Annotated in this window: 15 protein-coding genes; all 15 read left to right on the top strand. The window is 55.8% G+C overall.

The window, feature by feature from the left end; genetic code table 11:
• Positions 1-10 precede the first annotated feature (10 nt).
• The 15 genes from BBD41_RS01910 (at position 11) to BBD41_RS01840 (ending at position 23,261) form a co-directional block, all read left to right on the top strand.
• Positions 11-1,903 (top strand): DUF2961 domain-containing protein, encoded by a 1,893-nt coding sequence (locus BBD41_RS01910; protein WP_099476527.1) that lies wholly within the window; start codon positions 11-13, stop codon positions 1,901-1,903.
• Positions 1,904-1,925: 22 nt separating this feature from the next.
• A complete protein-coding gene (locus BBD41_RS01905) occupies positions 1,926-2,909 on the top strand; it encodes a phosphotriesterase family protein (RefSeq protein WP_223260433.1) in 984 nt (327 codons plus the stop codon).
• A complete protein-coding gene (locus BBD41_RS01900) occupies positions 2,906-4,339 on the top strand; it encodes a glycoside hydrolase family 140 protein (protein WP_237086996.1) in 1,434 nt (477 codons plus the stop codon). Before BBD41_RS01905 ends, BBD41_RS01900 begins: the two co-directional genes overlap by 4 nt.
• Before the next feature lie 3 nt (positions 4,340-4,342).
• Positions 4,343-5,956, top strand: coding sequence for a response regulator (locus BBD41_RS01895; RefSeq protein WP_077565778.1), 1,614 nt, complete (start codon positions 4,343-4,345; stop codon positions 5,954-5,956).
• Positions 5,953-7,761, top strand: a complete 1,809-nt coding sequence (locus tag BBD41_RS01890) for a cache domain-containing sensor histidine kinase (protein ID WP_077565780.1) — start codon at positions 5,953-5,955, stop codon at positions 7,759-7,761. Before BBD41_RS01895 ends, BBD41_RS01890 begins: the two co-directional genes overlap by 4 nt.
• Before the next feature lie 241 nt (positions 7,762-8,002).
• On the top strand, positions 8,003-8,944 hold the full coding sequence (locus tag BBD41_RS01885; protein ID WP_028404557.1) for an ABC transporter permease: 942 nt from the start codon (positions 8,003-8,005) through the stop codon (positions 8,942-8,944).
• A gap of 21 nt (positions 8,945-8,965) precedes the next feature.
• Positions 8,966-9,886, top strand: coding sequence for a carbohydrate ABC transporter permease (locus BBD41_RS01880; protein ID WP_077565782.1), 921 nt, complete (start codon positions 8,966-8,968; stop codon positions 9,884-9,886).
• 83 nt (positions 9,887-9,969) lie between these two features.
• On the top strand, positions 9,970-11,712 hold the full coding sequence (locus BBD41_RS01875; RefSeq protein ID WP_099476526.1) for an extracellular solute-binding protein: 1,743 nt from the start codon (positions 9,970-9,972) through the stop codon (positions 11,710-11,712).
• A gap of 45 nt (positions 11,713-11,757) precedes the next feature.
• Positions 11,758-12,717, top strand: coding sequence for an alpha/beta fold hydrolase (locus BBD41_RS01870; RefSeq protein WP_099476525.1), 960 nt, complete (start codon positions 11,758-11,760; stop codon positions 12,715-12,717).
• A 155-nt stretch (positions 12,718-12,872) separates the two neighbouring features.
• A complete protein-coding gene (locus BBD41_RS01865; RefSeq protein WP_099476524.1) occupies positions 12,873-15,785 on the top strand; it encodes a glycoside hydrolase family 2 protein in 2,913 nt (970 codons plus the stop codon).
• Positions 15,786-15,825: 40 nt separating this feature from the next.
• On the top strand, positions 15,826-18,525 hold the full coding sequence (locus tag BBD41_RS01860; protein ID WP_157929258.1) for an alpha-L-rhamnosidase: 2,700 nt from the start codon (positions 15,826-15,828) through the stop codon (positions 18,523-18,525).
• Between the two features lie 60 nt (positions 18,526-18,585).
• Positions 18,586-19,620 (top strand): Gfo/Idh/MocA family oxidoreductase, encoded by a 1,035-nt coding sequence (locus tag BBD41_RS01855; RefSeq protein WP_099476522.1) that lies wholly within the window; start codon positions 18,586-18,588, stop codon positions 19,618-19,620.
• A 17-nt stretch (positions 19,621-19,637) separates the two neighbouring features.
• The gene (locus BBD41_RS01850; RefSeq protein ID WP_099476521.1) at positions 19,638-20,681 is read left to right on the top strand and encodes an alcohol dehydrogenase catalytic domain-containing protein; all 1,044 of its coding nucleotides are present in this window, start codon (positions 19,638-19,640) and stop codon (positions 20,679-20,681) included.
• 41 nt (positions 20,682-20,722) lie between these two features.
• Positions 20,723-22,246, top strand: coding sequence for an FGGY-family carbohydrate kinase (locus tag BBD41_RS01845; protein ID WP_099476520.1), 1,524 nt, complete (start codon positions 20,723-20,725; stop codon positions 22,244-22,246).
• Positions 22,247-22,322: 76 nt separating this feature from the next.
• The gene (locus BBD41_RS01840) at positions 22,323-23,261 is read left to right on the top strand and encodes a shikimate dehydrogenase family protein (RefSeq protein WP_099480410.1); all 939 of its coding nucleotides are present in this window, start codon (positions 22,323-22,325) and stop codon (positions 23,259-23,261) included.
• Positions 23,262-23,288 lie beyond the last annotated feature (27 nt).

Below are 23,288 nucleotides of genomic sequence, written 5' to 3'. Positions count from 1 at the left end.
GATTTCGGAAATGATGAAGCGCATTACGCCTATTGGACTAGAGAATATGGAACGGTTCGATCTGCTCCCGCTGCTGCGGAACGGTGTACAGGTACATTACGAGGGGAGCATCGACAAGCAGGGCTATAACGCGGACTGGGACTGGTGGTTGTACCAGGATCGGGAGGAATGGGTCATATTTGATCATGTCGGCCCCGGCTGCCTGTACAACTTTGTCCAGCACCGGTATCCCGAAAGCGAGGAGCCTACGTTCAAGTTCTATTTCGATCATGAGGATGAGCCGCGGGTCGTCATTAAGCCTTCGGAATTCGGTTCGAAGCATCCGTTTGTCACACCGCTTGCGGATGCCTATATCGGACCGGAGGATAACGGAAGGGGACCGATCCGCGTCATTCGCAGCTTCGTTCCGATGCCGTTTGCCAAGGCGTGCCGAATCACGACCGATATCCGGCTAAAGGGGGCGGCAAAGGGGGACGGAGGCTGGGGTCACGTCGTCTATCACGCTTATGCCGATGCCAACGGGGTCTCAACGTTCACAGGTTCCGAAAACTACGAGGGGCTCCTTCAGATGTGGAGCAGCGTAGGGGAGGATCCGAAGCCGCGCGTAAACGTCGAATCGCAAACCAGTCATCCTGTGGAGATCAAGCCCGGGGAGGCTGTCGCCGTGTTCGAGGATCACGGGCAGGGCAGCATCGTCTCCATTACCGGCGACTCCTTGAAGCAGGACGAAACTCGGGAACTGTGGATACGGGCAACCTGGGATCATCATGAAGTCCCGGATATCGATTGTCCGCTGGGGACTTTTTTCGGAAGCGAGCTCGGCATGAATCCGATCGGGGTGCTCTCCCATGGGCAAACGGCCGATGGGCGGTGCTATCATTACTTTCCGATGCCCTATTGGGAACATGCGCGCATTGAGCTTGTAAACCGTGGGGACGGCCCGGCCCGATTACCTTTGCTGGAAGTCCGCTCAACAAGAGATCGGAATCCGATATACCTCCGCGGGTCTACCGGTTATTTCCGGACGTCTCCTTATTATGAACGGAAGGCAACCCCCGGCGCGGACAGCATCATCGCACGCCTGTCCGGCAGAGGCCATTTGGTGGCCGGCCACATCACGGGGCATGCCCGGCATGCAGGCATTATCAGCTGCGAGGGGGATGTCCGCGTCCATATTGATGGGGGCGCAACGCCACGGGTGGAGAGCGACGGCTCCGAGAGCTGGGTATGTTATGGCTGGGGATTTCCCACCCCGCCGGAGACCAATCCGTCAAGCGCGTACGATGGACTCCCTGACAATCCATGGTCCATGCTCCGGCTGTGCTCCGGGGACTGGTATCCGTTTCTTACGGAGCTAGCTTTCGGCATTGAATCCGGCGAGTTCAACAATCAGTACATCGAGCATAGCGGAATTCTGTTCTATTACGGCGTCGACGAGCCGGGAATGGTATTGACGGATCAGCTGGATATCGGCAATCGCGCTTCGGAGCAGCTCCACGAATACAGATATGAGGGCAGCAGGGGGTACTATACGTTGGAATCAGCCTATGAAGGCGATCACGATAACAAGCTGGTCCGGGATACAGGGCATGAAACAGAGGGGTTCAGCGAGTTCACCGTTTCGATCCGGCCGGAGAACCGGGGCGTGAGGCTGCGCCGGCGGTCGGATCAAATTACCGGAAGACAGCGGGCCAATGTCTATGTCGACGGGATCCCGGTTACGGAAAAATGCTGGTACTATGCGGATCGCAACCCCTATAAACGCTGGCTGGAGGACGAATTCGACATCCCTGCCTCGTATACCGAAGGGAAGAAGGATCTCCGGATCAAACTCGAATATGTGCAAGCAGGTGAGACACGGGCATGGAACGAATTTTACTACTGGGTGTATACGATTTTGTGAACGAGAGGAGGGGGAGGGACCATTGATTCAAACCGTGCTCGGACACGTAAATCCTCACGATCTCGGCATATGCCACAGCCATGAGCACTTATTTCTCGCTAAGGGTCACCCGCATAAGGTTCATCCCGATTTGTGGATGGACGATTATGCGCGGACCGTGCAGGAGTTGACCGAGTTCCGGAATGCGGGCGGCATGGCCGTGGTGGATGCGCAGCCGCTTGGCTGCGGTCGCATGGAAAGGGAGCTGGTCAACGCCTCATTGGATACCGGGGTACATGTGATTGCTTCGACGGGGTTTCATAAACTGGCGTTCTACCCGGATGATCATTGGATACGCAGCCTTAACGAGGAACGCTTGGCCGAGCTGTTTGCGGATGAGCTCATCCACGGCATGCGAGCGGGAACGGACCGCGATCATCCGTTTGGGGAACAGGTGCAGCAGCTTGACGCAAGGGCGGGGCTCATCAAGACGGCGGTTGACGCAGAACGTATGGCTGATTCGGATAAGCGATGGTTTCTAGCCGCGGCTGCAGCGGCCGTCGAGACCGGCGCCTCGTTGATGTGCCATACCGAAGGACCGGAGCAGGCCTTGTGGCTGAGCGATTTGTATGAGAAAGCCGGCGTTCCCCCGCAGAAGCTGATCATGTGCCATCTGGACCGCGTACTTACGAAACCGGAGGTTTCCAGGGAGCTTGCCCGGCGGGGAATCTATTTGGAATATGACACGATCGGACGTTTCAAATACCATGACGACGAGTCGGAAGCCCGCTGGATCGTCAGCATGCTGGAACACGGCCTTGAGGATCGGCTGCTGTTGGGACTTGATACGACGAGGACGAGAATGAAGGCTTACGGAGGAGAGATTGGCCTGACTTACCTGCATGATCAGTTTCTTCCGCTGCTGCTTGCTATGGGTGCCGGTAAGGAGAATATTCGCAAAATGATGGTCGATAATCCGGCACAAGCATTTGCCGTCGGGTTGCAGGGAAGGAGGGGGCTAGCATGAAAGATACGGCGGATGTCCCGTTAAGGTATAGCCGCAATGCATCGGGAGCCTCCGAAACCGCAAAAAGGCTGTGCTTGGAGCAGGCAGTACATAACATGGCACCGGGACGTCTTAACCTGCCGTTATTGCGAGTGGCGGAAAATCGCCGATTCCTGGAGGATGAGAACGGCAAACCTTTCTTCTGGCTGGGCGATACCGCCTGGGAGCTGTTTCACAGGCTCGATGCGCCGGCGGCGGAGCATTATCTGAAGACGCGTGCCGCCCAGGGGTTTACGGTCATCCAAGCTGTGCTGCTTGCCGAGCTCGAGGGCATTACAACCGGAAATGCCTATGGGCGGCTGCCGCTGCACAGAAATGCGGAAGGGGAATGGGATCCTGGGATGCCCGATCTGGAATGCCCCTATTCCTACTGGGAACATGTAGACCGATTGATCGATATGGCCGCGGATAACGGACTTTACTTGGCGCTTCTTCCTACTTGGGGTGATAAGTTTAACCAGTTATGGGGAAAAGGGCCGGAAATTTTTACGCCTGCGAACGCGTTTGGTTACGGGAACTGGCTGGGAGCCCGGTATCGCGACAAATCGAACATCGTATGGATCCTTGGAGGCGACCGTCCCCTTCATACGAGGAACCACTTCGAGATTGTCGGCCGCATGGCCGAAGGCTTGAAAGCAGGCGGTGCTCCCCAGCTCATGTCCTTTCATCCCAAAGGGGCGGAATCCTCATCCCATCATCTGCATCATGAAGGCTGGCTTGATTTCAATATGATCCAGTCGGGTCACGGCGAGAGGGAGATTCGGAATTACGAGCGCGTGCGGCACGACTATGAGCTCTCTCCTCCCAAACCGACCCTGGACGCGGAGCCCTGTTATGAAGATATCCCGATCGGATTTCAGGAGGCAAACGGCTATTTTGATGAAGCCGACGTCAGAAGGGCAGCTTATTACGCCATGCTGTCGGGCGCATTCGGCCATACGTACGGACACCATTCCGTGTGGCCGATGTGCGAAGGGCATTATGCTTCCACCGATTTCAACGAGGCCGGCGTGTTTTTCATCATGTCCTGGCGGGAGGCGCTTGAAAGACCCGGCGCCGGGCAAATGCAGCATCTGCGTGGATTGCTCGAGCCTTATCTCGGCCCCGACTTCAGGCCAGAGCCCCGAATAATTGCCCATAACCGGGAAGGCTCCAATTACATGGCGGCCGCCAGAACGTGCGATACCGCTTTCATTTATTGCCCGAACGGGTTGTACGTGGATGTAGCTTTAGGTTATATTGATGGCACGGAAGTCGCGGCCGCCTGGTTTTCCCCGAGAGACGGAAACACCTTGCCGGCCGGACGCTATCCAAACTCCGGCACAAGACGCTTTATCGCCCCGACAAGCGGGCGCGGAAACGACTGGGTATTGATTATGGAGGGGGTTTAGCATATGTACAAGGTAATGATCGTAGAGGATGAAATGCTGGTTCGGATCGGACTGAAAAATTCGGTGGAATGGAGTAAATTCGACCTGGAGGTTGCCGCCGATTTTCCGGACGGCCAGGCCGCGTGGGACTATTACGAACGAGAAAAACCCGATGTGGTCATTACCGACATCTGCATGCCCAAAATGGACGGGATGGAGCTGATCGCCAATATCCGGAAGAATGATAAAGACACCCGGGTAGTCGTGCTGTCATGCTTGGAGGAGTTCGAGCTGGTGCGCAAGGCGATGACTCTCGGGGTATCCAATTACATCTTGAAGCTGACCATGACCGAGCAGGAGATCGAGCAAGTTCTTGGAACCGTGCGCGAGGAGCTGGACGGCCGGATGCCGCAAAAGGGAGAGGCTGTTCTGCCCGCTCCGAACCTGGATTTGATGAAGGAGAAGATGTTTAAAGATTTTATGTTTTACCATATCTTCAGCCCGGAGGAATTCGGCCGGTTTGCCGCTCAATTCAACCTGAGGCTGACGGCGTCCCGGCTCGTCGTGTGCGTGATGGAAGTTGACCGGTACGCCCGGCTGAAGGATCGGTTCCGGGATGAGTACGGGCATCTCGTCAAGATGACGCTTTTGAACATGCTTGGCGAAATAATGGCGACGCACAAGCGGGGAGAAGCATTCCAGATCGACGACCGGCGTTATGCCCTCGTACTCCATTTCGGCGATATCGTCTCCGAGCAAAGCATCGTCCAGGAAGTAGGCAAAATCCTTACCCATATCCAGGATATGATCCGTCTTTATTTTAACGGCTCGGTATCGTTTGGCATCAGTGGCATCCGCAGCGGCTTTGCCGCTCTTCCCAAGCTGTACGGAGAGGCGCAGCGCGCATTGGAGCGCAAATTCATCGCCGGTCCTGGTCTGTATCATCAAGGTGAGCAGCCGGCTGATCCGTCATCCGTGCTCGAACGGCTGGAGACGATCCGTGCATTCATCCCGGTCAGGACCCTGCTAACAGCCAACCGGCAGCAGGAGTATGACGATTTTCTGGACGGTCTCGAACGCGAGCTGTCCGGTGATCGCAAATCGCTTGAGATCATGATGTTTCGATTCGTTCAATGGATCAGCTCGAATCTTTATGACAATCATCACCACGAAAAAATGCTGCTGACCAGCATCACCGAAAATCTGGAGGATTGCGATACGCTGCCCGATATGCTGGATGAGGTGATAACCTACATCGGAAGCCTTGCCGAGCAAATTCGTAACCGCTTACAGATGAGCGGTGAAATTACGAAAGCGATCCAGTATATCAAGCAGCATTATACCGAGAACATCAGTCTGCAGACGGTTGCCGATCACGTCGGCCTAAGCTTCAGCTATTTAAGCAGCCTGTTCAGGAAGGAGCTGCAGATTTCATTCATCGACTACCTGAACCGATACCGGATCGAGCGGGCCAAGGAGCTGCTTACGGAGGGCAGGCACAAGCCGTCCGACGTTGCCGTCATGGTCGGTTTCTCGCCGGAATACACCTACTTCAGCAAGGTGTTTAAAAAAATCACCGGGCTTAATCCGAATGAATACCGGAGGCAAATGCTGCCACCGGCCGTGAGGAAATCATGAGGCCCGTTTTCCGGTTTCAGCAGTTAAGGACGCAGCTGATTGTGTACATTACGGTAGTCAGTCTTGCCGTCTTGGCCGGCGCTTCCTATTTTATCTTCTCGTTCATGCAGAATATGATCAAGGATCAGAACGAGAAGCTGCTATTCCAGCAATTTCAGCAGCTTGACCACAATATCAGCAGCCTCGTCAGCGAGATTGACCGGCTGTCGATGCTGTTTCTCCGGGATGACAAGATCCAGCAGCTGCTGTACAAAATCTCGGAGAAGACGGAAGTGGAGTTTTTGGAATCGAAGAACGATGTGCAGGATGTCATTGCGGACTTTATCGATAATTACAATTATATCGATTCCATTTATATTACCGCGGACAATCTTGGGGCTGTAGGCGGCAGTCAGACCAGGACCCTCGTGTATTCCAAGGAAGAGTGGGAACGCAGCTTTTTCACATCGGAGCCGTTTCATAAGACGCTCGAACGATACCCTGAGCTCATCATTCATTCCGGTATCAAAAAATCGTTCTACAATCCCTACCTGACCGGATCCGACGACGGCCATCTCGTCAGTTTGATGCGCGGAACGAGGGCGATCTATGATCCGCTGACGAGCGCTACGCTGATCTTCAACATCGATGAACGATACCTGGCCTCCATTTATGCGACCGCTCTTGATCAGGAGCAGGGGGATATGTATATCGTCGATGAGGACGGGAAGATTGCTTCGGCTAGCCGGCCGGAGCTTGTCGGCACGCACAGCACGTTTCGTCCTCCAGCCGGGGAGGAGGGCGGGTACGGAAGTTACGACGACCGAACCGATGACCGCAGCGTGCAGGTCGTGTATTACCGCATGCATGAAGCCGGCTGGTACCTGCTGAAGGAAATTCCGCTCAGTCAATATACGGACCAGATTTTCGTCGTGCAGCGGATGCTTGTGATCGTGCTCCTGCTGAGCGTGGCCGTCATATTTATCGTCTCCTACTTCTGGCTCCGGAAGATCATCAAGCCTCTTCACCTGCTATCGACGAAAATGAAGGATATGAGCCGCGGCGAGCTGGGGGTGACCTTGAGCGATATTCCGAATAACGAGCTTGGCACCGTCATCAGGCGATTCAATGAAATGTCGCTAGCCATGGTGGAGTTGATCGACAAAAATAATGAAATCCAGGAGAAGAAGCGTGAGCTTGAAATCGAAGCGCTCCAATATCAGATCAATCCCCACTTCCTTTATAATACGCTGAACATGATCCGCTGGATGGCCGTCATCGTCAAAGCCGACAACATCGTCCAGACCATCGTGGCGCTCGGCAATATATTGAGGCCGGTATTTTCGAGCAAGGATCCGATGTGTCTGCTCCGCGACGAGCTGAGCTATCTTGAGAACTACATCAAAATTATTAACATGCGGTTCAACAACAGCATCAGCATCGAGATGGACGTGGCGGACGACTTACTGGATTGCCTGGTGCCGAGATTCATTCTCCAGCCGCTCGTCGAAAATTCCATTACGTCCGGACGCAAGCAGGAGGAATATGCCATCCATATTCGGATCGGCGCCGAGATCAGGGACGATACCCTCCATTTGATCGTATCCGACTCCGGAGCGGGAATTGAGCCCGGAAGACTCGAGGAGTTGAACAGGCAATTGGAGAAGGGGGAGGCCCCTCTTTCGACCGGCGGGGGAAGCGGAATCGGCCTGAACAATGTCAACAAGCGGATCCATCTGTATTTCGGACCGGGCTACGGAGTCAGGTTCCATCCGCGATCGAGCGGGGCAGAGGTCGTTGTGACCTTGCCTATCCAACATAACTAATATAGATCAGCGCACAGAAGGTGCTTTCAAAGCGTCATTGCCGGACGGGGCAGGGCGCTTAGAAGGCACCTTTTGTCGTGTTTGGAATCGTTCAAGAGGATCGCAAAATCGTTCAAGCAACTTCGCCGCCCCGGCAGATGTTTTTTCAAGTCCAGCCGTATATCTTTCATTTAATGCCTTCCGGTGAAACGCTATCATAGACTTAAGCAAAACGCTAGATTCTGCATAAAGGAGAAGACCTATGGAGTATACGCAGACCGCAAAGCCCTTGAAGAAGAGCAGAAAAAACAAGCTCTATCGCAGGGACGGCATCATCCTCCTGCTGCTGGCCCTCCCGTTCATCCTGTTTGCCTTTGCATTCAGCTACGTTCCGCTGTTCGGCTGGATCTATGCTTTCTTTGACTATCGCCCCGGCATCCCGCTCAGTCAGGCAGCCTTTCTCGGGCTGGAGAATTTCCGCAACATGTTCGACGATCCCCGGATGGGGCCCGTGCTCATCAATACGCTGGCACTGAGCTTCCTGTCAATCCTGACTGCCCCGATTCCGATGCTGCTGGCGATCATGATCTCCGAGGTGCGCGCCGGCTGGTTCAAGCGGCTGGTGCAAACCGTATCGACGCTGCCCAATTACATCAGCTGGATCATCGTCTTCTCGCTGGCTTTCAGCATGTTCAGCACGGAGGGTGCCGTCAACTCGATCATGCTAAAGACGGGGATCGGCAGCCCGCCCGTCGACGTGCTGGGCAATTACGACCGGGTATGGACGGTCCAGACGCTGCTTCTGCTGTGGAAGTCTGTCGGCTGGAGCGCGATCATCTACTTGGCCGCTATTGTCAGCATCGACAGCGAGCAATACGACGCCGCCAAGGTGGACGGAGCCGGGCGTCTCCGCTCAATCTGGTATATCACGATTCCGAGCATCATGCCGACCTTCATCGTGCTGCTGCTGCTGTCGATCAGCAATCTGATGTCAGCGGGCTTCGAGCAGTATCTCGTCTTCAGCAACGTTATGATCGCTGACCGGATTGAAGTGTTGGACCTGTACGTATACCGCTTGGGGCTTGTTACCGGTGACTATTCCTACTCCACGGCCGTGGGCATATTCAAGACGGTCATCAGTGTCGTGCTGCTCTTCAGCGTCAATTTCTTGTCCAAGAAATTCAGGGGCCAAGGCATTGTATAACTCGAACGAAAGGAGAACGGCATGATTTCACAAGCCAAGATTACCGTAAATCGCCGCAGAAAGCGTCTTGATTGGAAGGACGCGGTCATCAGCTCCATCAATTATCTGCTCCTGCTGCTGCTCGTGGTGATCACAATCTACCCGTTTTACTATATCTTCATTTATTCCGTGAGCGATCCCATCGAAGCACAGAAAGGCGTTTATTTATGGCCTGCAGGATTTTCCCTGGAAGCGTACCAAGCCACGATCAAGCTTCCGGGCATTGCGGATTCCGCCATCGTCTCGGTCTCGCGTACGATTCTGGGGACGCTCATTACCGTGTTCAGCTGCTCGTTCTTCGCTTATCTGATCACCAAGAACGAGATGCCGATGCGCAAAGCCATCTACCGTTTCGTGCTGATCACGATGTATTTCAATGCAGGGTTTATCCCATGGTATCTGACGATGAAGACCTACGGGCTGCAAAATAATTTTCTGCTGTATATCATCCCGAGCGCGATATCAGGCTTCAACATCATCTTGATCAAGACGTTTATCGAGCAGCTGCCGGCCTCGCTTGAGGAATCCGCGAAGATCGACGGAGCAGGGTATTTCAAGATTTATACGAGCATCATCTTTCCGCTCTCCATGCCGATCATCGCGACCATCGCGGTATTCTCGGCCGTCGGTCAATGGAACACGTGGTTCGACAACTTCTTTCTCGTCGAAAATCCGAAGCTGCAGACGCTCCAGCTCGTACTGTACAACTTCCTGAACCAATCGAGCAACCTGTCGAATATGTCAACCGAGCAGCTGACGCGGGGAGATCTGGTGCGCACGATTACCCCGCAATCGATTCGAATGACGATCACCATGATCGTAACGCTGCCGATCGTCCTGGTGTACCCGATGCTGCAGCGGTATTTCGTCAAAGGCATCATGATGGGCGCGGTTAAAGGCTAACGTCCCCGGATGCTTCATCCAAATGGATTATCCGGCGCGTGCCGCCGATAATTTATAAAAATCATGTACAGGAGGGTTCATGAATGAGAAAACGTAAAGCGTTCCGTTATTCGCTCGTCATGCTCATGATTTCAGCCTTGCTGCTGTCCGCATGCTCAAACGGGTCAAGCGGAACTACGGATCCGGGCCAAACCGCCGGGGAACAGGAAAGCTCGGAGAAAGGGCCGGTCACCCTGCGCGTCCTGGTCATGGAAACGGGAGCGAAATGGAACAGCCATCAGGACAGCGCTGTCGTCAAAGAAATCGCCGATAAGATCGGCGTCAAGATCGAGTACGTGGAGGCAGACGAAAATAAATTCAACGTACTGCTGGCGGGCGGCGATCTGCCGGATATCGTCCGTACGGACGTCAATAAGTTCCAGAAGCAGCTGATCGAAGGCGACCTGATCATCCCGATGGACGATATGCTGGCAGAGCACGGAAAGGATATCACCGCCAATATCCCAACCGTCGTCGACTACAGCAGAAAGAACTGGAGCAACGGAACCGGCAAGCTGTATTTCCTGCCGCCCCAGGTTCAATCCAAGCCGGGAGAGTCGATTGCACCGATCACGATCGGGCCTACGATCCGGTGGGATTGGTACAAGGAGATCGGCGCGCCTCCGATCGGTACGATGGACGATCTGCTCGACGTTGTCGATCAAATTGTACAGAAGCATCCGCAAACCGAGGACGGCAAGAAGGTGTACGGCGTTTCGATGTGGCAGGACTGGGGCTTGTGGCCTTACTTGATTCCGCCGCTTATCTTTACCGAGATGTCCGGCGCGACGAGCGATTTGACGGCTGCAACCGTTGGCGGGCATGAGTTTATCAGCGTGCTGACAGATGAATCGTCCAATTTCTGGGTGGCGATGGATTTCTACAATAAGGCGCATCGCAGAGGGCTGCTGGATCCTGATTCGCTGACCATGAAGAACAACGATTATATGGCAAAAGCAACGGCGGGGCAGATCGTTGTCGGACCGGCGACGTGGGCAATGGGGGATTATAACTCCCAGAACGCGGACAAAGGCAAAGGATATCTTGTGGTTCCTGCCGGCAAAATGGCATGGACCGGAGCCGTCAACCCGCTGGGCTGGCAGGATAAGGCCTACAGCATTTCCAAGAGCTCGAAGCACCCGGAGAAAGCGATGGATTTCCTGAACTATATCTTTTCGTATGAGGGAGCGAGAACGATGTATAACGGCATTGAAGGCACCCATTGGAGCAAGGTTGACGGAAAGCCGACACCGACGGAGGAGACGCTTGCGCTTAAAGCGGCAGGCGGTGCGCCATACGAGGCAACGGGACTGTCCTTGGACCGGAATATCATCGGTCTTGGCAGCGACATGATCAATCCGAACGACGGTCAGCCGGTGGATCTCTTCACGTCCGAAGAGGCGCTGTCCAAGGCAGCGACCACGCTGGAGAAAGACTTCGCGGAATATTTCGGTGCTTCCTATGCCGGGGAAGTGTTCAAGAAGCAGATCGAGGAAGGCAAACTCAGAACGTTCACGTCCTGGATGGACGGCATGTCCGATGAGGAAATCATCAAGCGCAACACGGTGCCTGGCGTCACGCTCAGCGACGATCTCAAGAAGAAGGAAGCCGAGCTGAAGGAGCTTGCCGCCCGCGAAGCGGCAAAAATCATATTGTCCAAGGACGAGGCGGCCTTTGAAGCGAATAAGCAAACGGCGCTGGAAGCATTCCGGAAGGCGGGTGCAGATGATTTCACAAAATGGTACAACGAGGAAGTTGCCAAATTGCGGGCAGCTCACGGACTGTAAGCGAAACGCGGAACACGAATCAGCGAAGAAAGGAATTTGTCCGACATGCCAATGATTGATATGCCGCTTGCGGAGCTGCGGCAGTACCAAGGAACGAATCCGAAGCCGGCGGACTTCGATGCGTATTGGGACCGGGCGCTTATGGAGCTTCGCAGCGTCGAGCCGATGGTCGAGCTGGTTGCGAGCGACTTTCAGACGCCGCAAGCGGAGTGCTTCGATATGTATTACAACGGCGTCAGGGGTGCGCGAATCCATGCCAAGTATTTGCGGCCTAGAGACCTGGAACAACCGCATCCCGCCGTATTGTTATTCCACGGGTACAGCGGGAACGCAGGGGATTGGAGCGACAAGCTAAGCTACGTGTCACTCGGCTATTCCGTGCTGGCCATGGACTGCCGGGGGCAGGGAGGACTTTCCGAGGATACCGGAGGGGTAAAAGGGACGACCTTGAACGGCCACATCGTTCGGGGATTGGATGATCATCCCGACCAGCTGTTGTTCCGGCAAATTTTCCTGGATACGGCCCAGCTTGCCAGAGTGGCCTTCGAGCTGCCGGAGACCGATGTTTCCCGCGTGTATGCCACCGGCGGATCACAAGGAGGAGCGCTCACGCTCGCCTGTGCGGCACTGGAGCCGCGAATCCGCAAGCTTGCCGCGGTGTTTCCATTCCTATGCGATTACAAGAGGGTGTGGGAAATAGATCTGGCCAAGGATGCATACCAAGAACTGCGGACCTTCTTCCGCTATCATGACCCGCTTCATGAGCGTGAGGAGGAAATGTTCACGAAGCTTGGTTATATCGATTTGCAGTTTCTTGCAGAACGTATCCGCGGCGAGGTTTTGATGCTGGTCGGTCTCATGGATACGGTCTGTCCGCCTTCTACGCAATTTGCAGCCTATAACAAAATGACGGCAAAGAAACAGCTTGTCATCTATCCGGACTACGGGCACGAGCATTTGCCGGCGGCCAACGACAAGGTGATGCAATTTTTGCTGAATCCATAAGGAAGAGGCTGTCCTTCGCTCATCAACGATGATCGGGGGCAGCCTTTCCACTTCAAACGGGAAGCAGGAAAAAGACGATTCGAGTGATCCGATTCCGTTAGATCGAGCAAGAAATATAAAAAATCTGACCTTATGAAACCCAAATAGGAGGCAACATGGCAGACATTCATTATTACCGGCCGCAACCCGGGAAGGTTTATCTTGATGAGCTGCAGGATGAAGCTTTCTCCCGGTCTTCCCTGCACGGCGATGCGCTTCTTGAAGCCGAGAGTCGCATCCCGGTCCGCAGCGTTGCTACAATGCTGCCGCAAGCGGACCTGTCCGCATCTCATGCAGAAGTGATGTCTTTGTCGGGATCGTGGCGCATGCTGGATTCCGAACCGGCGGACCCGGGCGAGCCGGCGCCGTCCACCGGCTGGTTCGGCAGAGCATCCACAGCCAGCCGGGGAATGGAGGAGCGCTGGTACGAGCCCGGTGTTGACCGCAGCAGCTGGCACAAGGTAACCGTACCGACGACGGTGCAGCGGGCGCTTGTCTCGTCGGGACTTCTGCCCGACCCGAACTGGAACACCAACATGATCGACGAGCTGGAGGAGCATGGGGAGCCGAAGGAGTTCCCGTTGTGGTTCCGCAGGACGCGTGTCGAACAGCGGGAATGGTGGTTTGCGAAGACCTTCAACCTGCCGGAAGAATGGAGGGGCCGGCAGCTCACGCTTCGTTTTGACGGAATCGATTATTCGGGAACGGTCTTCGTGAACGGCATGTCCCTCGGTCATCACAAAGGCATGTTTGGCGGCCCCGAGCTGGATATTACCGGACTGGCTCAATTCGGCAAGCCTAACGAGCTCGTCGTGCGGATCGACCCGGCCCCGCAAACCTGGAACGGATTGCTGAAGGGAAGCCCCGGCTTCGGCTGGCATTACGGACATCTGATCTCGATGGGAATATGGCGGGACGTCACCGTCCGTGTTGAGCCTGAGATCGCGATCAGGGACCCTTATGTCGCGACGATGTCGATCAGCCCGGACGAGGCGAGGCTGTGCATTGAATATACCGTGGACAGCAGGCTGGAGCAGCGAGCGGACATTGCGATAGAAGGCGTGCTTCAGCTTGGAGAAGGGACCGAGGGGGAAGGAAGCCGGCCGGATGCGAAGCATCGTTTCCGCAATCATGTTGAGATTGCTTACGGCAAGCACCGGTTTCGGACGGAGGTAACGCTGCCCGCACCCTGTCTGTGGTGGCCGGCCGGATATGGAGAGCAGGCCTTGTATTGTCTAACGCTGACGGCAGGTCTTCAGGAGAAGGAGCACCAGGGTGCTGTGCAAGGCAAGGTACGGATAGCGGGCGCGTCCACAGTGTTCGGCGTCCGCACGATTGAAATGGAGCCAGCCAAAGATGCGAAGCCGCATGAGCACTACCGCTGGCAGTTTGTAATTAACGGTGTGCCGATGTTCATCAAGGGAGCCAACTGGTGTTGGCCGGACCCGATGCTCGAGCAGAGCGAGGAGACGTATGAGCGATTGCTTGAGCTTGCGCGCCGCGGGCATGTGCAGATGCTGCGTGCCTGGGGCGGAGGACTGGTGGAAGGCGATTATTTCTATCGCCTATGCGATGAGAAAGGCATTATGGTTTATCAGGAATTTCCGTTATGCTGGGGACCTCCTGACTCCCCGTATACCGATCTGGGCGTAATCGACCGGCAAGTCACCCAATCGGTCAAATCGCTGCGAAATCACCCGTCGCTTGTCATGTGGGGCGGCGGCAATGAGAACGGTGTGCACGGCGGCGCGGACGAGGGCTTATTTCTTGTCGGCAGGCGCTGCCGGCAGCTGGACCCGTCACGGCCGTTCCATCGCACCGATCCATGGGGCGGCAGCGTCCATAACTGGAACGTATATCATGGCGGGGAACCGCTGGACGCCGCGACACTCGCCATGCCTTCCGTGTTCTACGGCGAGTTCGGCATCCCAAGCATGACCAGCCGCTCCAGCTGCATAAGGTTCTTGCCCGAAGAGGAGCTTGAGGCTTTCCCGCCTATGGAAGACAGCCGCGGCTGGATGGCCCACCTTCATCAATTCGGCCTGAAGGATGTCATTAAGGTGATGCGCTACGCCGCCTACGGTCCGATCACCACCTGGGATGCGTACATTGCATATTCCCAGACAGCCCAGGGCGATTCGATCCGGTTCACGGCGGATGTTCAGCGGGCCGGAGCCGGGCACGGGAAGACCGGTTTCTGGTATTACAAATTGACGGATTTGTTTCCCGGTCATTCTTGGGGCGTCGTCGATTTCTACGGCGCGCCTAAGCTGTCCTATTATCGGGCGAAGCAAGCGTGCCGGCCGCAGAACGCGTTTCTCGTTTACGGGAAGAGCGACGGCTGGCTTCCAGGCGAATCCTTTACGGCCGATCTCTATGCGATAAGCGATACATTGACCGGACTCAAGGGAGCGAGGATTTCCTTCGTCCTCTACGACAGCTCGCTGAATGTCATGCTGTCGCGCAGCTACGACAACGTTTCGCTTCAGGCCGGGTCTGCGTTTCAGGTTGACCGGATCCTGTATGCCTTGCCGTCCGCGGAATCCATCCAGCCGTTGATTGCGGCTGTTACCTTGCATAAGGAGGATGGAACGCTGCTGTCCGATCAATGGTACTGGTTCAATGCCAGATCGAAGCTTGCCGAGCTGCTGGAATTTGAGCAGCGTCATACTCATCGGGACAACGAGTATCCGGGAGAACTCGCGGTAAAGGCTTTCGAATTATATGCCGGATTAACCGATTCCCCTCTGAAGAGCCTTCCGGAGACTTCACTTGAATGGTCCATTGAAAGAAAGGGCAGGTTAGGACGCTTCCGGATACGCAATTCCGGTGAGCGGCCAGCCATTCGCGTGATCCTCGAGCATTTCCCGGAGGAAGGGGATTGTTATCTTGACGACAACGATTTCGGTTTGTTTCCGGGTGAAGAGCGGGTGGTTTTATTCGAAGCGGACCCGGATCGCAGTCTTCAAGATATCATCGTCAGAGCATGGAACGCGCAAGGGGCGCCGGCTGGGATAACAAGCAAATGAGCAGTACAACGAAGCGATGAAATGAAGGGAGCAAGCTAACGTGGCATCATCATGGACTGATTCTAACGCATTCCCTGACACATACGGAGGATGGAGTGCTAGCTGGATCACGAGACCTGTTCAGTCCCATATGAACTGGTACGGCTATGCCGTGGATGTAGAAATCACCATTGAAGAGGGCGGAGCAGGGCTGTTGTTCGATTACCGAGGACATGAAGATCACCTGGGCTGCGAGCTGGATACGCGGAGCCAGACGGTTATGCTGTACGCCGTAGAGTACGGCACAAGGCGCGTGCTCGGCAGCGTCCATGCACCGGAACTGAGTGAACTGCCTTCAAGCATCCATGTTACCGTCGCTCATCTGGAGGATCGGGTTCTTCTTCACCTGAACGGACGCCTTGCTTTCACATGCGATGCCTTATGCCGGGAGGGTACGATTGGATTTTATACCGGGGAAGGAAACAAGGCCGTTTACCGAAAACTTCGGGTGATGGATGCGGACGGGAGGTCGCTGTATGTCAACTGCTTCTATGATCCGGGCACGATCCAGTTCACCGCCGGCGGGATCGATGCCTCGGGCACGGGATTAAGACTCGAAGGGCATGCTATTGCCCTATGCGAAGACCCGGTGCCTGCGGACAGCCCGATGTTCCGAAAGGAGTTCCGGCTGCCCGCCGGCGTTACGCGGGCGACAGTCCGAATGTATGCCATCGGGTGGTACGAACTCCACATCAACGGCCGCAAGCTGGAGAACAGAGTGTTATCGCCCGCCAATAGCCCATACGAACGTTTGATGTTATATGACGTGTATGATGCGTCTTCCGCAGTTCAAGACGGAGACAACGTGATCGGCGTATGGCTAGGCAACGGCTACAATATGAACTACTCCCGGTGGGGATGGAAGTGGAAGCGGGATAAAGCGTTTATCCTGGAGCTGGATCTGGAGCTCGCAGACGGCAGCAGCACGCGGATCGCGTCGGACGAATCCTGGAAAACCTCATATAGCCCTATTTTGGAAAACGATATTTATGACGGGGAGACCTTCGACGGCCGCCAAATGCCATGGGGCTGGGATTCGGCCTTGTATGCGGATCACCATTGGGGCCCGGTCGTTCTGGCCGACCCGCCGCAGGGCATGCTGAAGCCGAATAGGCAGCCCCCTGTCAGGGCATGGGAGCCTATCGAACCGGTAAGCGTTCAACGTCCCCGAGACGGCGTCCTCGTATACGATTTCGGCCAGAATCTGGCAGGATGGATCAGGCTTGGGGTGTCCGGTAACGCCGGCAGCATAATCACGATTCGCTACAGCGAACTGGCGGATGCCGAAGGAAACATCGACCCTTGGACGAACCGCCGCGCCGAGGCCAAGGATGCATACATCCTGCGCGGCGGAGAGACGGAATTTTACGAGCCGCGATTTACGTATCACGGTTTCCGCTATGTCGAGATCAGCGGGGGAATCGAGCCTGCTGTGATCCAGGCGATTCCTATTCATGCGGATGTGCGCGAAACGGGAACGTTCTCCTGCTCTGACCCCATGCTGAACCGGCTCCATAGCAATATTCGGTGGTCCTTTCTGAACAACCTGGTCAGCATTCCAACCGATTGCTGCCAGCGGGATGAACGTACGCCCTGCTTGATGGATTCGGCGGTCGTGGAAGAGATGGGCATGCACAATTTCGATATGCGCCACTATTATCGAAAATGGCTGGACGATATTGCGGACAGCGATACGAATCCCGATTGGAGCGGGGATAAAATTACGCTGCCTTGGCATTTATATTGGCATTACGGCGATCAAGACGCACTTGCAGCGAGCTACCCTTCGATGAAAGCCTATATGGAGCTGCTGGCCGATAGATGGCCGGAGGGAATCGTGAAGGACGGGTTTGGGGACTGGTGTGCGCCGAATGAAGACGGCTGGGAGCACTATTTTCACGAAGTGGAGCTTGTCAATACGGCCCTGTATTACCAGCAGGCAACGATTGTATCCAAAACCGCCGGCGTATTGGGATTGGCGGAGGAATGCCGCGCGTACGAAAAGTTGGCACACGAGATTCGTATATCATTTCACAAGGCTTTTGGCCGCGGGAACGGCCTATTCGGAAGCGGATCCCAGACGGCCCAGCTGATGCCGCTTGCGCTCGGGCTGGTATCGGGCGAAGCGGCCCGGATGTCTGTACAGCGGCTGGTCGATGCAATTCATGGGAAAAACAACCGACTTCATACGGGAATCTACGGCACGAGGTACTTGCTGGATGTGCTGGCCGACCACGGCTATATCGATCTCGCTTATGAACTTTTGACCCAAAAGCAATACCCGGGCTTCGGGTACCAAATCGAGCAAGGGGCGACGACCCTTTGGGAACAGTGGAGTGCCAAGGGAGCGATGCATTCGCATGACCATGCGATGTTCGGGGGAATCGGGGTATCCTTCTATACCCGCCTTGGAGGCATTCGCCCAATGCTGCCGGGCTATGAACGAATACGTTTCGAGCCTTGTTACCCAAGCGGACTCGATTGGGTCGACGTGTCGCTCGATACCGTCAAGGGCAGGATTCGATCCGCATGGCGGAAAGAAGGCGATGACCTGCGACTTCAGGTTACGATTCCTTCCCATGCAGCTGCTGTTATTGCCCTTCGCCATCCGGATGACGTTCGCGGCTCGGAACGCCGTCTCCTTGAAGCCGGCCCCGGCGATCACGAATTCATCATAACCAAGGATGCCGTCAAACCATAAGGATCGGCGGGATAACCCCGAACATCCAACCAAAAACAAACGAAAGCGAGGATTCAAGATATGGCTTCATTCATTGGCGTCTGCGTCATCGGCGCAGGGCGGGCCGGCATGATCCATGCGGCGAATTTCCGCCGCAGCGTGCCGTATGCACGGCTGATCGCGGTGGTCGATCCGTTGGAGGACGCGGCTAAGCGGGCGGCGGAGGAGCTTGAAATCGATACCTATTATACCGATTACCGGCAAGCCATGGAGGATCAGCGGATTCAAGCGGTTATCGTCGTAACGCCGACCATATATCACCGCGACCTTGTCGTGGCAGCAGCTGCTGCGGGCAAGCATGTGCTGTGCGAGAAGCCGATGGCGATGAACGAGCAGGAGTGCGATGACATGATCGAGGCATGCAAGCAGGCCGGCGTCAAGCTGCAGATCGGCTTCATGCGGCGGTTCGATCCTTCCTTCATCGAGGCGAAGCGCCAGATCGATGCCGGAAGGATCGGCGACGTGGTGCTGATCAAATCGCTCACCCGCGGCCCGAGCGTTCCGCAAGAATGGATGTATGACCTTGCCAAGAGCAATGGCCCGCTGGCCGAAGTCAACAGCCACGACATCGATACGCTGCGCTGGCTGTCCGGATCGGAGATCGCATCGGTGTATGCGATGGCCGCTAACTATCGCTGCCCGCAGGCCGCAGACCGCTATCCTGATTTTTACGATAATGTGGTCCTGTCCGCAGCCTTAACGAGCGGAGCCCAGGGAATGATCGATGGCGCGGTGTCCGTAAAGTACGGCTACGATGCGCGCGTCGAGATTCTCGGCACGGAAGGCGTTATGTTCATCGGTGACCCCGGCCGGAATTCACCGGTAACCGTACGCGCCGATCATCAGCTGATTCGCCCGTTCACGACAAGCTGGCGAACGCTTTACAAAGAAGCGTATCTGGCGGAGGATATGCATTTCATCGAGTCCATCATCGAAGACAGAACACCGAACGTAACCGGGTATGACGGGAAGAAAGCCGTCGCCATCGTGAATGCGGGCAATCGCTCCATACGCGAAGGAACGGTCGTGAAGCTGCTTGAACCTCAGGCTGGATGAAGGAGGTGAACAAGAATATGCAAGCAGCGAGATTATACGGTCAAAACGACGTGCGCGTGTTGGATGTGCCAAAGCCCGCCATTGGAGAGGATGAGGTTTTGCTGCAGGTGAAGTGCGCGGGGATTTGCGGAACGGATCTGCGAATGATCAAGAACGGGTCTCCGTATATCGGGGAAGACTCGCCGCGAATACTCGGTCATGAGCTCAGCGGGGTTCTGTGTGAAGTGGGCGGTGCGGTTGAAGGTTATGAATGCGGGATGCGAGTGGCCGTCGCCCCCAATATGGGCTGTGGCATCTGCGAATCCTGCGTCCGGGCAGACTACCATCTTTGCGCGAAATATAAAGCCCTGGGCGTACAACTGGATGGAGGATTTGCCGAGTACGTGCGAATTCCGGCAAGCGCGGTCCGGTTCGGTAATATCGCCGTGCTGCCAAGCCACGTAACCTTCGAGCAGGCGACCTTGATCGAGCCTCTATCCTGTGTATACAACGGACTGTTACAGTCACCGGTTCATCTGGGCGATGATGTGCTGATCATCGGCGCAGGTCCGATCGGCATCATGTATGCTTTGCTGGCAAAGCATTCCGGCGCAGGGCGAGTCTTCATCGCCAATCGATCGCATGAACGGCTGCGTCTGTGCCGGGAAATCGATGACTCGCTGATCACACTGCCTGCCGAGGGACTGACGGAGGAAATCGACAGGCTGACGGGAGGCCGCGGCGTCGATATGTGCGTAACGGCAAATCCGTCACCCGAATCGCAGCAGCTGGCAATTGAGCTTACGGCCATGAACGGACGCATCAATTTCTTTGGGGGCTTGCCCCAGCAGATGAGCGGGGTAGAGCTGCACACCAACCGGATTCATTACAAGCAGATATCCGTTACCGGATCGACGAAAGCGAACAATCATCACTTTCGAAAGACGCTCCAGCTGATCGCGAGCGGGCTGCTGGATGCGGATCGGCTCATATCCCGGAGGTTCCCGCTATCCGGAACGCAAGAGGCCCTCGCATACGCGGGCAGCTCGCTCGGAATCAAGACATTAATAGGATTCGAATAACAAGGAGTTGACAACCTTCAGAGGGGAAGGGGGAATACCGCTTGAGGTATTTTATTAGCGCCGATATCGGCACGCAAGGGACAAAAGCGGCGGTCGTCGACGATACGGGCCGGATCGTCTCTTCCGCCTTCCGCCCGTCCCGGCTCATTCGGGGGCAAGATGGCCGGATCGAACAGGAGCCGGAGGAGATGTTTGCCTCGACCGTGGATGCCATCGAGGAGGCCGTTTCGAAACCGCAGGTTCCGAAAGGGCGGATCGCTGCAATCGGCCTGGACGGGCAAATGGCCGGCATCCTCGGCATCGATCGGGAATGGAGGGCCGTGACGCCCTACGATTCCTGGCTGGACTCTCGCTGTTCCTCCGTGATGGGGGACATGAAGGCTTGGGGCGAGGAACGGTTCATCGCCCTTACCGGATGTCCCGTCACGAATGCGCATGGGCCCAAGCAGCTGTGGTGGAAACGGGAGCGACCGGATGTCTACCGGAAGATCGCCAAGTTTGTCGTCCCGGCAGTTTATATCACCGGGAGGCTTGCCGGACTGCGGGCTGACCAGGCATTTATCGATGATACGTACCTTCATTTCACCGGTTTTGCCGATACCGGTCAGGGCATATGGTCCGAAGAGCTCATCAGGGCGTTCGGCATGGACATCGAGAAGCTGCCTTCCATCGTGCGTCCATGGAAAGTGATCGGCTACCTCCAACCGGAACACGCTGATGCTGCAGCATTGCCTCCCGGAATCCCGATCGTCGCCGGATGCGGAGATACGGCGGCTTGTGCGCTCGGGGCAGGGCTGACCGAACCCGGCCGCCTGCTGGACATTGCCGGAACGGCGTCCGTACTGGCAGGCTGTACGGATCATTATAAGCCGGACACGCAAACCCGCACGCTCATGTATGCGCGTTCCGTGATCCCGGACCTCTATTTGCCGCTCGCTTATATTAACGGCGGAGGGGAATGCATTGCCTGGTTCGGCAAGCTGGTCGGCAGCCGCTCCGGCGCTGCATCATCCTACGATGAACTGAACCGGGAAGCGGGCAGGATTCCCCCGGGAAGCGACGGTCTGCTGTTCATACCGCATTTCGGCGGAAGGGTATGCCCCAGCGATTCGCAGCTTCGGGGCGGGTGGATCGGAATGCACTGGGGGCATGGCCAAGCGGCCATGTACCGGTCCATCCTCGAGTCGATCGCCTACGAGTATGCGGGGTATCTCTCGATTCTTAAGCATGCTGTCGGCCAGGTCGCATTTTCGCAGGTTCATGTGGTCGGGGGCGGAGCATCGTCAGCCTTATTCAACCAGATTAAAGCCGATGTGCTGGGTCTGCCGTATCGGACGATGCAGAATCAAGAAACGGCGCTCACCGCCATTGCGCTTATCGCCGGATATGGGATCGGCACGGTCCCAAGCCTTGCTGAAGCGGCTGCCGGGCAAGCCAAACCGGAACAAATGTATGATCCGGACCATTCAAAACGGGGGACATACGCACGCTATGCAGCTGCTTATCACGAAGCCGTATCGAGGCTCTCGGAGCTCTATCAGCAGCGGCTGCAGCAGCATGGTTAGCAGGAACGAAACATCGATCTACGCTTTACAAGTGACCGGTTACGAAAGCTTCGAAACGAATGGGGAGGAAAGCATTGTGCCATACGAAAACAACGATAAACCGACGTTTTATTTTATCGGCGTCTCGACGGGGCAGTCGTCCATTATGAGATTGTTTCCGCTCTGGGCGGAAGCTTTACAGCTCGGCGACGTTCAGATTAAGGGGATGGACCTGCCGATTCATGCCGCTCCGGAGGCGTACCGGGATGCCGTAAGCTTTATCAAGCAGGATCCCATGTCGCTCGGAGCCCTGGTGACGACGCATAAAATCGACTTATATCTCGCCGCCAAGGATCTGTTCGATGAGCTGGATGATTATGCCAGCATGTTCAACGAGCTAAGCTCCATCTCGAAGCGCGGCGGCAAGCTGGTCGGATGCGCCAAAGACCCGATATCCAGCGGCTTGTCCATGGAGGCGTTTATCCCGGAAGGCCACTGGAATGGTTCAGGCGAAGCGTTCATTATGGGCGCTGGCGGAAGCGCGCTGGCGATCAGCTCTTATCTTACGCAGGCTGACCATGGCACCGACATTCCTTCGAAAATCATCATCAGCAACCGGAGCCGTCCTCGACTGGAATCGGCAGAGCGGCTGCTTAGCAGCATCGATACGGCCACCCGGTTCGAGTACCGCCTGTGCCCTGAGCCCGAAGATAATGATCGCATTCTCCATGAGCTTCCGGAACAATCCCTTATCATAAACGCCACAGGCTTGGGCAAGGATCGTCCCGGCTCGCCGCTGACGGACAATGCAAGGTTTCCTCGGGGCAGTCTCGTTTGGGAGCTGAATTACCGCGGCGATCTGAAGTTTATGCATCAAGCCCGTGCCCAAAAGGAGCAGAGCGGGCTGCACGTTGAGGATGGCTGGGTGTATTTCCTCCATGGCTGGACTCAGGTTATTCAGGAGGTTTTCGACATCCGCATCTCAGGCGATCAGTTTGATCGATTAGCGCGGATTGCATCCAGCCTGCGGTCCTGAGAAAGTGTTCCGATCCTTCAACAATGT

Origin of the sequence: Paenibacillus ihbetae (assembly GCF_002741055.1) — a bacterium.
Lineage (GTDB): Bacteria > Bacillota > Bacilli > Paenibacillales > Paenibacillaceae > Paenibacillus_AQ > Paenibacillus_AQ ihbetae.
The sequence above is the reverse complement of the archived record's forward strand: the minus strand, read 5'-3'. Positions and strand labels throughout refer to the sequence as shown.

What these genes read in the sequence shown, in the direction of transcription:
- BBD41_RS01910 (WP_099476527.1), top strand. Translation starts at nt 11, where the DNA reads ATGATGAAGCGCATTACGCCTATTGGACTAGAGAATATGGAACGGTTC.
- BBD41_RS01900 (WP_237086996.1), top strand. Translation starts at nt 2,906, where the DNA reads ATGAAAGATACGGCGGATGTCCCGTTAAGGTATAGCCGCAATGCATCG.
- BBD41_RS01895 (WP_077565778.1), top strand. Translation starts at nt 4,343, where the DNA reads ATGTACAAGGTAATGATCGTAGAGGATGAAATGCTGGTTCGGATCGGA.
- BBD41_RS01890 (WP_077565780.1), top strand. Translation starts at nt 5,953, where the DNA reads ATGAGGCCCGTTTTCCGGTTTCAGCAGTTAAGGACGCAGCTGATTGTG.
- BBD41_RS01885 (WP_028404557.1), top strand. Translation starts at nt 8,003, where the DNA reads ATGGAGTATACGCAGACCGCAAAGCCCTTGAAGAAGAGCAGAAAAAAC.
- BBD41_RS01880 (WP_077565782.1), top strand. Translation starts at nt 8,966, where the DNA reads ATGATTTCACAAGCCAAGATTACCGTAAATCGCCGCAGAAAGCGTCTT.
- BBD41_RS01875 (WP_099476526.1), top strand. Translation starts at nt 9,970, where the DNA reads ATGAGAAAACGTAAAGCGTTCCGTTATTCGCTCGTCATGCTCATGATT.
- BBD41_RS01870 (WP_099476525.1), top strand. Translation starts at nt 11,758, where the DNA reads ATGCCAATGATTGATATGCCGCTTGCGGAGCTGCGGCAGTACCAAGGA.
- BBD41_RS01865 (WP_099476524.1), top strand. Translation starts at nt 12,873, where the DNA reads ATGGCAGACATTCATTATTACCGGCCGCAACCCGGGAAGGTTTATCTT.
- BBD41_RS01855 (WP_099476522.1), top strand. Translation starts at nt 18,586, where the DNA reads ATGGCTTCATTCATTGGCGTCTGCGTCATCGGCGCAGGGCGGGCCGGC.
- BBD41_RS01850 (WP_099476521.1), top strand. Translation starts at nt 19,638, where the DNA reads ATGCAAGCAGCGAGATTATACGGTCAAAACGACGTGCGCGTGTTGGAT.